Source organism: Geodermatophilus sp. SYSU D00079 (assembly GCF_054050635.1).
Window position 1 is genome coordinate 1 of the sequence record NZ_JBJGZS010000046.1, and the last position, 14,167, is coordinate 14,167.

The following is a 14,167-nucleotide window of genomic DNA, read 5'->3' on the forward strand; positions in this document are numbered from 1 at the left end:
GCCGTTGACGGTCGCCTCCAGCGTCTCGAGGGCCGCCAACACCCGCGCCCGCCGCAGGCCCCCACCCCCCGGCCCCCCCCCCCCCCCCCCCCCCCCCCAGGGCTCCCTCAGTGCCCGCGGAACGCCTCCTCCAGCCACCACGACGGCTCGTCGGCGGCCACCTTCGCGTCGATGAACAGCGGCGCGGCCCGGCTGCCCGCCACCCAGTCGGCCACCGGCGCGAGGTCGTCGACGCCGCGCACGGTGACCGCCGTGAAGCCGTACCCGCGGGCGATCGCCGCCAGGTCGGCGTCGGGGAAGCGGACGGTGTCCAGCGGGTGCCCCTCCGGCCCGAAGTGGTGCACCTCGGCGCCGTAGGCCGCGTCGTCGTAGACCACGACCACCATCGGCAGGCCCAGCCGGACCACCGTCTCCAGCTCGGAGGCGCCCATGAGCGCGCCGCCGTCGCCGAGCGCGGCCACCGGCAGCCGGTCCGGCCGGGCCAGCGCCGCGCCGATCGCCGAGGCCAGCCCCAGCCCGACGGACTGGAAGGCCTGGGTGAAGCAGAAGCCCTGCTCGTCGGGCACGTCGAGGAACGCGCTCGGGTAGCCCATGAAGTTGCCCGAGTCGACGGCGACCACGCGCTCGGCCGGCAGCAGGTCGTCCAGCGCGATGGTCAGCGTGCGCGGGTCGATCCGGCCGGCGCCCCCCAGCGGGGCGAACGGCACGTCCCGCCACCGCACCCGCTCGGCGATGGCCGCGCGCACCTCCGGCGTCCGGTAGCCCACGACGGCCGCGTCACCGAGGACGGCGGCCACGGCCTCCGCGGTCCGCCGGACGTCGCCGACCACGCCGAAGGTGAGGTCGCGGTGGACGCCCAGGGCCGAGGGGTCGTCGTCGACCTGGACGACGACGGCGTCGCGGCCGATGAGCCGGCCGTGCCGCATCGTCCACATGTTCAGCGCGCACCCCCAGCCGACGACGAGGTCGGCACCGGTGACCAGCTCCGCGGCGAGGGGTGAGGCGAAGCCGCCGGAGACGTCCAGCGACCACGGGTCGCCGCGGAAGAGCCCGCGCGCCACCGCCGAGGTGGCCAGCAGCGCGCCGCTGCGCCGGGCCAGCTCCGCCAGTGCCTCCCGGCTGCCCGGCCCGCGGGCGCCGCGGCCGGCGACGAACACCGGCCGCCGGGCGTGCCGCAGGGCGTGCACCAGCCGCTCCACGTGCTCCGGGGTCACCACCGGCCCGGCCGGCGGCGGCACCGGCGGCGGGCCGGCGAGCACCGGCAGCTCGGCCACCTGCACGTCCAGCGGCAGGTTGAGCAGCACCGTCCGCCGGCCGTGGACGGCGGTCCCGACGGCGGCGGCCACCTGGTCCAGCGCGTCGCCGGCCGAGGTGACCCGCATCGGCACCGCCCCCACCGCGGCGGCCAGCGCCGCCTGGTCGACGGCGAAGTTCGACGTCGGCGAGGACGCCTCGGCGGCGAGCACCAACAGCGGGGTGCGGCTCTTGGCCGCCTCGGTGATGCCGGTCAGGGCGTTGGTCAGCCCGCACCCCTGGTGCACGCTCAGCGCCACCGGCCGGCCGGTCATCCGGGCGTGGGCGTCGGCCATGGTCGCCGCGCCGCCCTCGTGGCGAGCGGCGACGAAGCGGGCCCCGGCGGCCACCATGGCGTTGGTGACGGCGAAGTTGCCGGAGCCGACGACCCCGAACACGGCCCCCACCCCGCAGCCGACCAGGGCGGCGCCGACGGCCTCGGCGACGGTGGTGCGCGAGGTCATCCGCGGTCGACGAGGGCCAGGACCCGCGCCGGCGAGCCGGAGCCGGACACGATCGGCAGCGGGGCCGGCACCAGCACCGCCCCGGTGGGCGGCAGCTGCGCCAGGTTCTGCAGCTGGGTGAGCCCGTACTTGCCGCTGCCCATGAGCGCCGCGTGGCACGGGAACGGCGGGTCGAACGAGTGCGCCGCCCCGGCGTCGGTGCCCACCGTCTCCACCCCCAGGCCGACCACCGGCGCCTCCTCGGCCAGCCAGCGGGCGCAGTCCGGGGAGATGCCCGGGGTGTGCGCGCCGGCGTCGTCGGCGTTGAGGAACTCCTGTTGCGAGGAGCTGCGGGCGTCCCAGCCGGTGCGGTACAGCAGCCACCCGCCCTCGGGCAGCGGCCCGTGCTCGGCCTCCCAGGCGCGCACGTGGTCCACCTCGAGCAGGAAGTCCGGGTCGGCGGCGGCCTGCGCGGAGAGGTCGAGGACCGCGGCCGGGGCGATCAGCCGCCGCAGCGGCACGGAGGCGACGTCCTCACCGTCCCTGCCGGTGACCCAGTGGTTGGGGGCGTCGAAGTGGGTGCCGGTGTGCTCGCCGGTGCGGAAGTTGTTCCAGTACCAGGCCGGGCCGCGGTCGTCGTAGCGGCTGAGCTCCTCGAGCTCGAAGCGCGCGGTCTGCGCGAACGGCTCCGGGAGCTGGATGACCGGGGTCTCGGCCGACAGCGGGGCGGTGAGGTCGACGACCTCGATGCGGCCGCCGACCAGGGCGGCGGCGAACCCGGACAGGGCTGACATGGGCGTCCCTTCGACGGGGGATGTGGGCCGCCCGAGCATGCCGCACCCGGTGCCCGGGCGGCCGGCGGGCGGACGCGGGCGCCCGCGCGGGTCCCGCGCCGCGGCCCGGCGGCCCACCGTGCCCGCCACCGCGCGCTCAGCTGAGGCGTTCCTCCAGGTGGACGGTCACCGTGTCGCCGGCGCGCTTGCCGATGGCGTCGCGCACCTCGGCCCGGACCGGGAGCTTGTGCGTGCCGTCGCCCAGGGCCATGAACGAGCTGCGGAACGGCTGCCCGTCGATGGTGCCGCGCACCTTGACCAGCCCGCGGGTGCCGGAGAACTCGGCCGACCGCGGCATCTGCACGTAGGTCCACCCCCCGTCGGCGGGGCTGCGCAGCAGCTGGGCGGTGAACTCGGTGTCCAGCGGTCCCGGCCCCGTCGATCGCGTCGCGGTCATGGTGGCGCTCCTCTCGTGGTCCCCACCCCTCCGACGTCGGGAGGGGGTGGAAGTCATCGGCGGGCCGCGCTGCCCGCCCCCGGCCGGTCGGGAAGGATGTGGAGGTGCACGTGGAGCCCCTGTTGTTGCTGGTCCTGGGCGCGGTCGCGGTCATCGTCGTGGTGCGCTGGGTGGCCGACCGCACCGGGCTGCCGGCCGCGGCGCTGCTGACCCTGGTCGGCATCGCCTACGCCTACCTGCCCGGCCCGAACATCGAGCTGGACCCCCACCTGGTGCTGACCCTGGTGCTGCCACCGCTGCTCTACAGCGCCGCGCTCGACAGCTCCCTGACCGCGATCCGCCGCAACCTCCGGACGGTGGTCAGCCTCTCCGTGCTGCTCGTGACCGCCACGGCCGTGGTCATCGGCATCGGCTTCGAGCTGTTCGTCGCCGGCGCCACCCTCGCGGCCGGCATCGCGCTCGGGGCGGCCGTGGCGCCACCCGACCCGGTCGCCGCGCTCGCCGTCGGCCGCAGGGTGGGCCTGCCGCCGCGGCTGATCACCCTGGTGCAGGGCGAGGGGCTGCTCAACGACGCCACGGCCCTGACCATCCTGTCCGTCGCGGTCGCCGCCGCCCAGGGGGACGGGTTCTCCACCCCCGCCGCGCTCGGGCAGTTCGTCGTCGTCGCCGCGGGCGGCGTCGCGGTCGGCGTGTTCATCGCCCACGCCATCCGGCCGCTGCGCAAGCTGCGCCGGGACCCGCTGTCGTCGAACGCGATCTCGCTGGCTACCCCGTTCGTGGCCTACCTGCTGGCCGAGAGCCTGCACGTCTCCGGGGTGCTGGCCGTCGTCGTCGCGGGGCTCGTCATCGGCCACAACTTCCCCGTCTGGGCGACCGGCGCGACCCGCCTGCAGACCGACGCCGTCTGGCGGCTGGTCGACTTCCTGCTCGAGGGGGTCGTCTTCCTGCTCATCGGCCAGCAGCTGCCCGCGGTCATCCGGGGCCTGGACCAGTACACGACCGGCACGATCGTGACCGCGTCGCTGATCACCGTCGGGGTGGTGCTGCTGCTGCGGCCGCTGTGGCTGTGGCTCACCGAGCACCTGCCGCAGTCGCTGCACACCCGGCTGGGCGGCGAGGACCTCGCCGGCCAGGACGGCGACCCGCGGACCGCGCTGACCCGGCTGACCGGCCGGGAGATCATCGTGCTCAGCTGGGCCGGCACCCGCGGGGTGATCAGCCTGGCGGCGATCTTCACGCTGCCGCTGACCACCGAGACGGGGGCGCCGTTCCCCGACCGCAACCTGCTGCTGTTCTGCGCCTTCCTCGCCGTGCTGGTCACGTTGGTGGGCCAGGGGCTGACCTTCGCCCCGCTGGTGCGGGCACTGGGCCTGCGTGCCGACGAGGCCGACCAGGCCCGGCTGCGCAACGAGGCGCGGGCGGCCTCGGTGGAGGCGGGTCTGCGGCGGCTGGACGAGCTGGCCGCCGAGCAGCACGACCACCTCGACGACGACGCGATCGAGACCATCCGGGCGCAGCTGCAGGCCCGCCTGGACCGCTACCGCCGGCGGCTGGACGTGCTGCAGGGCGCGGAGGGCGGCGAGGTGCCCCTGTCGCCGGAGTACGAGGCGGCGGTGCGGGTGCGCAGGGCCGTCCTCGGCGCCCAGCGCGAGGAGCTGCTGCACTGGCGGGACGTCGGCCGGCTGCCCGACGAGGGGCTGCGCCGGCTGGAGCGCGAGCTCGACCACGAGGAGGGCCGCCTGCCGGCCCGCCGCTGAGGGCGGGCCGGCCCGGCCGGCGGCTCAGGCGAAGGGCCGCAGGCCCTCGACCAGCGGGGTGCTGGGGCGCCCGGCCAGCTTGGCCAGGTCGCCGCTGGTGGCGCCCAGCGCGCCGGCGCGGATGCCCCCCTCCAGCCCGACCACGAACCCGGCGGTGCCCTCGTCCAGGCCGGCGGCCAGCAGCGCCGCACGGTGCTCCTCCGGCGAGCGCCGCACGTAGGTGACCTCGCGGCCGAGCAGCTCGCCGATGGCCGCGGCGAGCTCGTCGAAGGTCCAGGCCGTGTCGCCGGAGAGCTCGTACACCGCGCCCTCGTGCCCCTCGGTGACCAGCACGGCGGCGATGGCGGCGGCGTAGTCGGCGCGCGTCGCGCTGGCCACCCGGCCGTCGCCGACGCTCGCGGCCACGACCCCGGTCTCCCGCGCCTGCTGCAGCTGCGGGACGTAGTTCTCGGTGTACCAGCCGTTGCGCAGCAGGGTCGCGGGCAGGCCGCTCTCGCGGATCACCTGCTCGGTCGCCTGGTGGTCGGGGGCGAGCAGCAGCGGGGTGTCGTCGGCGCCCAGGATGCTGGTGTAGGCGATCCGGGCGACCCCGGCCCGCACCGCGGCGTCCACCACGGCCCGGTGCTGGGCGACCCGCGCCCCGGGCTGGCTCCCCGAGACCAGCAGGACGGTGTCACCCGCGGCGAACGCGGCGTCCAGGGTCGCCGGGTCGTCGTAGTCCAGGTGCACGGTGCGCACCCCGCGCTCGCCGAGGTCGGCGATCCGCTCCAGCGCCCGCCCCCCGGCGACGACGTCCCCGGGAGCGAGCCCCCGGGCGAGCAGCTCCTCCACGACCAGCCGGCCGAGCTGGCCGGTGGCTCCGGTGACGACGATCGACATGCGGGGTCCTCCGATGTGGGCGGGATGGCGCGGGAGCGCCATTGCACGTCGGCGAACCCGGCCGGCGGCAGCCCTGTTCCCGCCGGGCGGGAGATCACCCGACCGGCAGGCCGGCCAGCCCGGCGGCCAGACCCAGCGCCGCGCAGACGCCGAGGGTCCGCAGCACCGACCACTTGACGCGGAACAGCAGCACCGCGGCCACCAGGGCGATGACCAGGGGCACCAGCCGCAGCGTGCCCGGCTCGGGCAGCTCCAGGTGCAGCGGCCCGCGGTCGACGTCCACGGTCTGCGCGAACAGCGTGTGGACGGCGAAGTAGACGCCCAGGTTCGCGATGACGCCGACGACCGCGGCGGTGATGCCGGCCAGCGCGGCCGACAGCGACCGGTTGCCGCGCAGCCGCTCCATGTACGGGGCGCCGAGCAGGACGAACAGGAAGCTGGGCACGAACGTCACCCAGGTGACCAGCAGCGACGCCAGGACGGCGGCCACCCACGGGTCCAGGTCACCCGGAGCCCGGTACGCGCCGAGGAACGCCACGAACTGCACCACCATGATCAGCGGGCCGGGGGTGGTCTCGGCCAGCGCGAGGCCCCGGACCATCTCCCGTGGCCCCAGCCAGCCGTAGACCTGGACCGCCTGCTGGGCGACGTAGGCCAGCACGGCGTAGGCGCCGCCGAAGGTGACCACCGCGGCGCCGGAGAAGAACACGCCCTGCTGGGTGAAGACGCTGTGCGTGCCGGTGAGCAGGGCAGCCGCCGCGACCGGCACGCCCCACACGAGCAGCCCGACGAGCAGCACCGTCAGAGTGCGCCGGGCGGTGGGGGCCTCGTGGTGCAGCACGTCGTCGGAGACCACCGGCGGCGGGCCGGCGTCGGGGCCCTCGGCCGCCTGCCTCTGCGGCAGCGCCGTCGGCCGCCACCGGCCCAGCGCCCAGCCGGCGACACCGGCCAGCGCGACGACGACGGGAAACGGCACACCGAACAGGGACAGGGCGAGGAACGCGGCCACGGCGACGACCACCAGGGCGCGGCTGTCCAGGGCCCGCTTCGCCACCCGCACCACGGCCTGCGCCACGATGGCCAGCACCGCGGCCGCGAGCCCGACGAACACCGCGGTGACCACGGTCGTCGTGCCGAACGCGACGTAGACCCCCGAGAGCGCCAGCAGTGCCACGACGCCCGGGAGGACGAACAGCCCGCCGGCGACCAGGCCGCCGCGGGTGCCGTGCAGCAGCCACCCGACGTAGGTGGCCAGCTGCTGCGCCTCCGGGCCGGGCAGCAGCGTGCAGTAGTTCAGGGCGTGCAGGAACCGCTTCTGGCCGATCCAGCGCTTCTCGTCGACCAGGGCGCGCTGCATGACCGCGATCTGGCCGGCCGGCCCACCGAAGGTCTGCAGGGAGATCAGGAACCAGGCCCGCACGGCCGTGCGGAACGGGACGACCGTCTGGAGCTGCGGCGCGGGGTCCATGTCCGTCCTCGGGGTCAGGCCGGCTCGCGGCCGAGCAGCAGGCGGCGGCGGTGGTACTCGTACAGCCCGTCGAACAGCGGACCGGCGACGGCGAGGGTCTGCTCGTCGGTGCCGGTCATCGACAGGCCGCGCAGGAGGACGTCGAGCCCCGGCGCCTCGGGCGCGTCGAACCGCCCGTCGTCCAGGTCGGCCTCGTGCACGGCCTCGGCGACCCGCCACAGCACCGGGTCGGTGAGCTCGTACCGCCGCAGGATCGTCTCGAACGAGCAGTCGCCGCCGTGGTGGCCCAGCTCTACCCCGCGCATGTCGAACGGGGTGGCGTCGGCGGGCACCTCTGCGGGGTCGGCGACGAAGACGAACTCCGCCTGCGGGTCGAGGAACCGGCGGATCAGCCACGCGCAGGCGGCGCGGTCGATGTGCACCCCGGCGCGGGTCGCCCACCTCACGGCGTGACCGCCACGTCGCCGGTCGCGGCGAGGACCTGCAGTGCGGCCGCCGCCTCGTCGCGTTCGGCCGGCGGGAAGAAGTCCCGCCGGCCGATGGCGCGGAACTCCGTGCGCAGCCGGCGCAGGGCCCGGGCCCGCTCGGCGGGCTCGGCGCCGGCCGCCGCCCGGCACTCCGCCGCCAGCGCCCGGTACTCCTCCGCCCGCGCCGCGGCCATCCGGGCGGCGAGGTCCCGCTCCTGGGCGGCGCTGCCCGGCCGTGCCACCCACAGCCCCGCCGTCCCGCCGGCCTCGAGGACGTCGTCGGCGAGCCACTCCAGCTGCTCGCGCGTGCGAGCGTCGGCGGGCAGGGCGACCAGGCCGTCGGACAGCTGGACCGCGCCGAGCCGCCGCAGCCGGCGCCACAGCGTCGTCCGGGGGCCGGAGGGCTCCCGCGGCAGCCGGTAGGACAGCAGCACCCACTCACCGGCCGGCGACGTCGGGGACTGCACACGGCGATGCAACCATGGTTGCATCGCCTTGTCGAGGGGTGGCGTCAGGCGGCCCCGGCCGCGAGGACGGGGACGGCCGGCTCCTCGCGGGCGCCGGTCAGCGTGCGCCAGAGGTCCCGGGCGAGGGCGTCGTTCTGCCGGAAGAACGGCGCGTTGGTGCGCGGGCGGGCGAAGGCCGCGACCTGGGCGCCGGCGGTCCAGTAGCCGACCGCGCGGATGGTCGGGTGCGGCTCCCCGGACGCGGTGACCAGCCGCAGGTCGACGTCGACGTCCAGCCGCCCGGTGCCCCGGACACCGGCCGCGGCGCCGGGGTCGGCCAGCACCCGCTCGCAGCCCTCCCCGCGGCCCAGCAGGCCCGTGACCACGGGGTCCGGCGTCGCGGTCACGTCCGGCGAGGGCACGCGGGCCTCCACCAGGGCCCGGGCCTCGACCACCCCGGGGCAGCTGGTGGAGTGCGCGCGGAAGACCCCGGCGTCCTCGTCCAGCACCACCTCGACGCCGGCGCCGAGGAAGCGCAGCAGCCCCGCCTCCGACAGCGCGAGCAGCTCCTCCAGCCGCGGGCCGGGCGGCCCGCTGGCGAGGTAGCTGAACAGGTTCATCCACCAGCCGGCAAGGTCCTCGGACTCCGACCGGGGCGTCAGCCGCCGCGCCGCGGCGAGCGCGGCGATGGTGCCGTGGCACTGCAGCAGGGCGGTGAAGACCGCGGCGTCGGTGCTGAACCGGGGGTCGTGGGCGCGCTCCAGGTCGGCCCGCACGTGCCGGCGGACCGCGTCCTGCAGCTCCTCCGGATCGGCGAACCACCGGCCGGCCAGCGGGCGGTCCAGCGCGGCGAGGTCGAACCGGTCGGCCAGGTCGGGCACCGCCCGGGCGACCAGCGCGCGCTCGGCGCCCGGGGTGGCCGCCGCGGCGTACGCCTCGGCGAACTCCTCCCACGGCACGGCGGTGCGCTCGGGGAAGGCCCGGAACAGCTCGGTGTAGTGCGCCCAGGCCAGGTCGCGCTCGATCAGCGGCGCGAGGTCGGTGCGCAGGTCCAGCCGCCGGGAGGGATCGAAGGCCGCGTCGACGGCGGCCAGGGTGAAGAACCGCAGCGGCACCGGCGGACCGGCCCACGGGTACCCGAGCTTGGACCGGTAGGGGACGCCGCGCCGCGAGCCCACGTGCAGCACCGGCTCCCGCCCGGAGGCGTGGTAGCGCAGCCGGCCGTCGTCGTCCCGGGTGAACCGCCCCCCGCGGCCGCTGGTCAGCAGCACCACGAGGTCGACGAAGGCCAGGCCCGCCCCGCGCACCAGCACGTCCTCCCCCGGCGCCAGCGCGGACAGGTCCAGGTCGGCGGTGTAGCCCGTGGGCACGTAGGTGAGGCCGTGCCGCTCGGCGCGCTCCGTCGTCGACCGCTCGGCCGCCGTGGGCCGCGCGTCGAGGTGCCCCTGGGCCAGCACGACGGCGTCGGCGGCGAGCTCCGTGCCGTCGGCCAGCCGCACCCGGGTGCCCGCGGGGGTGGTGACGTCGAGCACGCGGGTGGCGTGCAGGTGGACGTCCACCCAGGGCGCGGCGGCGGCGACCACCGCGTCGAGCACCCAGCCCAGGTAGGCGTTGACCAGCGGGCGGGAGGGGAAGGACGCCGGGCCGAGCCGGCGCGCCTCACGCCCGACCGGGTCGTCGGCCGGGCGGTGCCGGGCGACGTCGCACACCCACTGCCACAGCGTGGTGCCCTCCCCCACCGGGCCGTCGACGACGACCGACGGGTCGGGCAGCACGGTGACGTCACCGACGAGCGAGTTGGCCCACAGCAGGTCGGGCTGCTCGGCGCGCCAGACGCGGCCCCCACCGGGCGGGAACGGGTCGACGAGGTGGACGTGCAGGCGCCGGCCGCCGGAGAGCTCGGGCGCGGAGGCGACGAGGCGTTCGAGGACGCCGATCGCGGTGGGGCCGGCGCCGACGACGACGAGCGCCGGGGCGCGGAGGGGGGCGGGACGGGACATGCGGGGGCGCTCCAGTGCCGGGAGGACGGGGGACGGGGAGGTCAGCCCTCCGGACACAGGGCGCTGCTGGTGCGGAGCAGGTCGACGTGCCGACGCTGCGCGAGCTCCGATCGGATCACGCCTGCTCCTCTCGTCCCGGTCGACACGGCGTCCCCGTAATGTCTACCAAACCGATCGGGATTGACGGATATGACGTTCGGTGCCTATCGTCCCGGCCGGGTCCTGAGTGCCAGTACCAAGCCCCGGCTCGCTGGCCGGCAACCCTCCGCTGCGACGGGGTGCCCCGGGTGACGACCTGGCCGACGCACCCCGCGTCGGCAAGTCCGCAGCCCTCCCGGGCTCTGACCGAGGAGCACGCCCCCGTGAGCACCACCAGCACGCCGAGCGTGCGCGACCTCTCGGCCGACCTCGTCGACCGACCGACGGTCGACCTCCTGCGTACCGACAGCGCGCTCTGTCGCTGACGCATTCCCCCTCCTGACCGGTTCCCGCCGGTCCCCGCGGTCCCGCCCGCTCCTGCCCACCGCCTCCCCGCGGTGCCGGCGGCGTGTCCGCGCACCCCCGTCCGCTCGTCCCTGGGAGCACCCGCATGTCCCGCACCCCCCACCCCGGCGCCGGACCGTCCCGCGCCCGCACCGACCGTGGGCAGGTGGCCCGGTGACCACCGCCACCGGCCTGGAGGTGGTGCGCGTCCACCCGCACGACCCGCTGGCCGCACCGCTGTTCGCCGAGCTCACCGTCGAGTACGACACCCGCTACGGCGACCTGTTCGGCGGGGCCGCCGAGGAGATGGCCCGCTTCCCCGCCGAGGAGTTCCTCCCGCCCGACGGCGAGCTCGTCCTCCTGCTCGAGGACGGCGCCCCCGTCGCCGGTGGCGCCTACCGCCGGCACGCCGACCCCGGCACCGCAGAGGTCAAGCGGATGTGGACCGCCGCGGCCCACCGCCGCCGCGGCCTGGCCCGGCGGGTGCTGGCCGAGCTCGAGGCGCGCGCCGCCGCCCGCGGCCACACCCGCATGTACCTGACCACCGGCCCACGCCAGCCGGAGGCCAAGGCGCTGTACCTGGCCGCCGGCTGGACCCCGCTGTTCGACCCCGCCGTCCCCCGCCCCACCGACCTGGCCACCCTCCGCACCCTGCCGCCCGGCCGGCTCGGCTACGCCTTCGAGAAGTCCCTGGGAGACCCCGCATGACCACCGTCGTCCCCCGCCCGCCCGCGGAGACCGCCGCACCGCCGCCGACCGGCACGCCCTACGACCAGCTCACGGTGGTGCCCGCCCGGCACCCCGGTCGCTGGGTGGCCACCGCCGTCGTCGCCGTCCTGCTCGCGATGGTGGTCAGCTCGCTGGTCACCAACCCGCGGTGGGAGTGGGACGTCGTCGCGGCCTACGTCACCGAGGAGTCGATCGTCCGCGGCGTCTGGACGACGATCCAGCTGACGCTGGTCACCGCCGTCCTCGGCTTCGCGCTCGGCACGGTGCTGGCGCTCATGCGGCTGTCCCGCTCGCCGCTGCTGCAGGCGGTCAGCTGGGGCTACACCTGGGTGTTCCGCTCGGTGCCGCTGATCCTGCAGCTGCTGCTCTGGTACAACCTCGCCTACCTGTACCAGTCGCTGGACTTCGGCATCCCGTTCGGCCCGTCGTTCGCCAGCGTCGAGACCCTCTCGCTGATCGACAAGTTCGGCGCGGCCGTCCTGGGCCTGGGCCTGCACCAGGCCGCCTACTCCGCCGAGATCGTCCGCGCCGGCATCCTGTCGGTCGACCAGGGGCAGCTGGAGGCCGCCGCCTCGCTCGGCATCCCGCGTCGTCGGCAGACCACCCGCATCGTGCTGCCGCAGGCGATGCGCACGATCGTGCCGACGGCGGTCAACGAGGTCATCGGCCTGTTCAAGGGCACCTCGATCGTCTACGTGCTGGCCCTCGGCGAGCTCTTCTACACCGTCAGCGTCATCTACGGCCGCACGCAGCGGGTGCTCCCGATGCTCATCGTGGCCGCCGTCTGGTACGTCGTCCTGACCACGGTGGTCACCGTCGTCCAGTACCACGTCGAGCGGTACTACGCCCGGGGTGCGGTCCGCACGCTGCCGCCGACACCGCTGCAGCGGCTGCGCGCCAACCTGACCGCCGGTCTCGCCCGCGTCTCCAGCGCCCGCGAGGGGTCCCGGTGACCGCCGCGGCCGTCCGGCCCGGCCGGGTCGAGGTGCACGGGGTGCACAAGTCCTTCGGCACGCTGGAGGTCCTGCACGGCGTGGACCTGGTCGTCGAGCCCGGCAGCGTCACCGTGGTGCTGGGCCCGTCGGGCTCCGGCAAGTCCACGCTGCTGCGCAGCATCAACCACCTGGAGAAGGTCGACCGCGGCTTCGTCGCCCTCGACGGCGAGCTCGTCGGCTACCGCCGCCGCGCCCACCGGGACGGCGAGCGGCTGCACGAGCTCCAGGAGAAGGACCTGCTGCGCCAGCGCACCCGCTTCGGCTTCGTGTTCCAGGGGTTCAACCTCTTCCCGCACCTCACCGCGCTGGAGAACGTCGTCGAGGCGCCGGTGTCCGCGCAGGGCCGCCGCCGCGGGGAGGTCGAGGCCGAGGCCCGCGAGCTGCTGGCGCGGGTGGGTCTGGCCGACAAGGCCGACGTCCACCCGCGGCAGCTCTCCGGCGGTCAGCAGCAGCGCGTCGCGATCGCCCGCGCGCTGGCGATGCGACCGGCCGTCCTGCTGTTCGACGAGCCCACCTCGGCGCTGGACCCGGAGCTGGTCGGCGAGGTGCTCGGCGTCATCGAGGACCTCGCCCGCACCGGGACGACGATGATCGTGGTCACCCACGAGATCGGCTTCGCCCGCAAGGCCGCCGACCAGGTGGTCTTCATGGACGCCGGCCGCATCGTCGAGACCGGACCGCCCGAGCAGGTCCTCGACGACCCGCAGCACGACCGGACCCGCGCCTTCCTCGCGAGGGTCCTGTGAAGGAACCCGCTGCCCCCCACGCCTCGCGAGCTCGACGCGGGTCCGTACAGCGGGGCCGTCACCGCACGACCACTGATCCCAGGAGACCCCGATGACCCGCACCCGTGCCCGCACCGCCCGCCCGCCCGTCGCGCTCCCGCTGCGGACCGCGCTCACCCTGTCCACCGTCGTCTTCCTCTCTGCCTGCACCAGCTCCGCGGAGATCGAGGCCGACCAGCGCGCCGACACCGCCGCGGCGGCCGAGGCGGCCGGCGGGACCACGACCGTCCTGGAGGTGGACACCAGCCCGGAGCAGGCCGGCCGCGTGCACACCGACGAGGACCCCGACGCCGCCGCCCTGGTGCCGGCCGACGTCGCCGAGGACGGGAAGCTGACCGTCGGCGTGGCCGGCGCCGGTGAGCCGCCGCTGGGCTTCCTCGCCGACGACAACGCCACCGTCGTCGGCAGCGAGGTCGACATCGCCTCGCTGGTCGCCGAGTCCCTGGGCCTGGAGCTCGAGGTGGTCAACGTGGCCTGGGAGCAGTGGCCCCTGGGCCTGCAGAGCGGCGACCTCGAGGCGGTGTTCAGCAATGTCGGGGTCAACAGCGAGCGGCTGCAGCTGTTCGACTTCGCCACCTACCGTGAGGGCGTCATGGCCTTCAGCGCCCGGCCCGACAGCGGGCTGGCGATCGAGGAGGCCGCCGACATCGCCGGCCTCACCATCGCGGTGGGCTCCGGGACCAACCAGGAGCGGATCCTGCTGGACTGGAACGCGCAGAACGAGGCGGCCGGGCTGGAGCCCGCGCAGCTGGAGTACTTCGCCAACGCCGCCGACACCCTGCTGGCGCTGCAGTCGGGCCGGATCGACACCTACCTCGGCCCCAACCCGAACGCCGTCTACCAGCAGTCGGTCGGGGACGTCGAGATCGTGGGCACGGTGAACGCCGGGTGGCCCAACACCACCTACGTCGCGGCGACCTCGCTCAAGGGCAACGGCCTGGTCGACGCGTTCGAGGCCGCGCTGCGGCACGTGTTCGGGGACGGCAGCTACGCCCGGACCCTCGAGCGGTGGGGCCTGTCCGACGAGGCCGTGGACGAGCCGGTGGTCAACCCCGCCGTCGGCTCCTGACCTCCCCGGGGGGGGGGGGGGGGGGGGGGGGGGGGGGGGGGGGGGGGGGGGGGGGGCGGCGGGCGCCGGGGGGGGGGGGGGGGGGGGGGGGGGGGGGGGGGGGGGGGGGGGGGGGGGGGGGGG

General features: G+C 76.1%; 14 protein-coding genes and 1 riboswitch. Of the genes, 5 read left to right on the forward strand and 9 right to left on the reverse strand.

All coding sequences use genetic code 11. From position 1 onward, the window contains the following. Positions 1 to 107: 107 nt before the first annotated feature. The 3 genes from ACI79E_RS21735 to ACI79E_RS21745 form a co-directional block, all read right to left on the reverse strand. Positions 108 to 1,757, reverse strand: a complete 1,650-nt coding sequence (locus tag ACI79E_RS21735) for a thiamine pyrophosphate-binding protein (RefSeq protein ID WP_456934661.1) — start codon at positions 1,755 to 1,757, stop codon at positions 108 to 110. Next, the gene (locus tag ACI79E_RS21740; RefSeq protein ID WP_456934662.1) at positions 1,754 to 2,530 is read right to left on the reverse strand and encodes a cyclase family protein; all 777 of its coding nucleotides are present in this window, start codon (positions 2,528 to 2,530) and stop codon (positions 1,754 to 1,756) included. Before ACI79E_RS21740 ends, ACI79E_RS21735 begins: the two co-directional genes overlap by 4 nt. Before the next feature lie 136 nt (positions 2,531 to 2,666). Continuing rightward, positions 2,667 to 2,966 carry a DUF1905 domain-containing protein gene (locus tag ACI79E_RS21745; RefSeq protein ID WP_456934663.1) on the reverse strand — a complete coding sequence of 100 codons (300 nt, stop codon included), beginning with the start codon at positions 2,964 to 2,966 and terminating at the stop codon, positions 2,667 to 2,669. A 104-nt stretch (positions 2,967 to 3,070) separates the two neighbouring features. Here ACI79E_RS21745 and ACI79E_RS21750 point away from each other — a divergent pair, with 104 nt between their 5' ends. After that, positions 3,071 to 4,723, forward strand: coding sequence for a Na+/H+ antiporter (locus ACI79E_RS21750; protein WP_456934664.1), 1,653 nt, complete (start codon positions 3,071 to 3,073; stop codon positions 4,721 to 4,723). 24 nt (positions 4,724 to 4,747) lie between these two features. Here ACI79E_RS21750 and ACI79E_RS21755 read toward each other — a convergent pair whose 3' ends face one another. The 6 genes from ACI79E_RS21755 to ACI79E_RS21780 form a co-directional block, all read right to left on the reverse strand. Then, the gene (locus tag ACI79E_RS21755) at positions 4,748 to 5,602 is read right to left on the reverse strand and encodes an SDR family oxidoreductase (protein ID WP_456934665.1); all 855 of its coding nucleotides are present in this window, start codon (positions 5,600 to 5,602) and stop codon (positions 4,748 to 4,750) included. A 94-nt stretch (positions 5,603 to 5,696) separates the two neighbouring features. Next, on the reverse strand, positions 5,697 to 7,070 hold the full coding sequence (gene chrA / locus ACI79E_RS21760) for a chromate efflux transporter (protein ID WP_456934666.1): 1,374 nt from the start codon (positions 7,068 to 7,070) through the stop codon (positions 5,697 to 5,699). Positions 7,071 to 7,084: 14 nt separating this feature from the next. Beyond that, a complete protein-coding gene (locus ACI79E_RS21765; protein ID WP_456934667.1) occupies positions 7,085 to 7,516 on the reverse strand; it encodes a chromate resistance protein ChrB domain-containing protein in 432 nt (143 codons plus the stop codon). Then, positions 7,513 to 8,004 carry a Chromate resistance protein ChrB gene (locus ACI79E_RS21770; RefSeq protein WP_456934668.1) on the reverse strand — a complete coding sequence of 164 codons (492 nt, stop codon included), beginning with the start codon at positions 8,002 to 8,004 and terminating at the stop codon, positions 7,513 to 7,515. Before ACI79E_RS21770 ends, ACI79E_RS21765 begins: the two co-directional genes overlap by 4 nt. A 44-nt stretch (positions 8,005 to 8,048) precedes the next feature. Continuing rightward, positions 8,049 to 9,983, reverse strand: coding sequence for an FAD/NAD(P)-binding protein (locus ACI79E_RS21775; RefSeq protein WP_456934669.1), 1,935 nt, complete (start codon positions 9,981 to 9,983; stop codon positions 8,049 to 8,051). 41 nt (positions 9,984 to 10,024) lie between these two features. Next, positions 10,025 to 10,129: a putative leader peptide gene (locus ACI79E_RS21780; protein ID WP_456934670.1), complete on the reverse strand. Its 105-nt coding sequence runs from the start codon at positions 10,127 to 10,129 to the stop codon at positions 10,025 to 10,027. Between the two features lie 72 nt (positions 10,130 to 10,201). Continuing rightward, positions 10,202 to 10,313: riboswitch (SAM riboswitch) on the forward strand. 327 nt (positions 10,314 to 10,640) lie between these two features. On the opposite strand from ACI79E_RS21780, the gene ACI79E_RS21785 reads away from it, so the two are divergent. From ACI79E_RS21785 to ACI79E_RS21800, 4 genes are all read left to right on the forward strand, one after another. Continuing rightward, on the forward strand, positions 10,641 to 11,174 hold the full coding sequence (locus ACI79E_RS21785; protein ID WP_456934671.1) for a GNAT family N-acetyltransferase: 534 nt from the start codon (positions 10,641 to 10,643) through the stop codon (positions 11,172 to 11,174). Then, a complete protein-coding gene (locus ACI79E_RS21790) occupies positions 11,171 to 12,148 on the forward strand; it encodes an amino acid ABC transporter permease (protein WP_456934672.1) in 978 nt (325 codons plus the stop codon). The genes ACI79E_RS21785 and ACI79E_RS21790 overlap by 4 nt, the downstream gene beginning before the upstream one ends. After that, on the forward strand, positions 12,145 to 12,936 hold the full coding sequence (locus tag ACI79E_RS21795; RefSeq protein ID WP_456934673.1) for an amino acid ABC transporter ATP-binding protein: 792 nt from the start codon (positions 12,145 to 12,147) through the stop codon (positions 12,934 to 12,936). Before ACI79E_RS21790 ends, ACI79E_RS21795 begins: the two co-directional genes overlap by 4 nt. Before the next feature lie 91 nt (positions 12,937 to 13,027). After that, a complete protein-coding gene (locus ACI79E_RS21800) occupies positions 13,028 to 14,044 on the forward strand; it encodes an ABC transporter substrate-binding protein (protein ID WP_456934674.1) in 1,017 nt (338 codons plus the stop codon). Positions 14,045 to 14,167 lie beyond the last annotated feature (123 nt).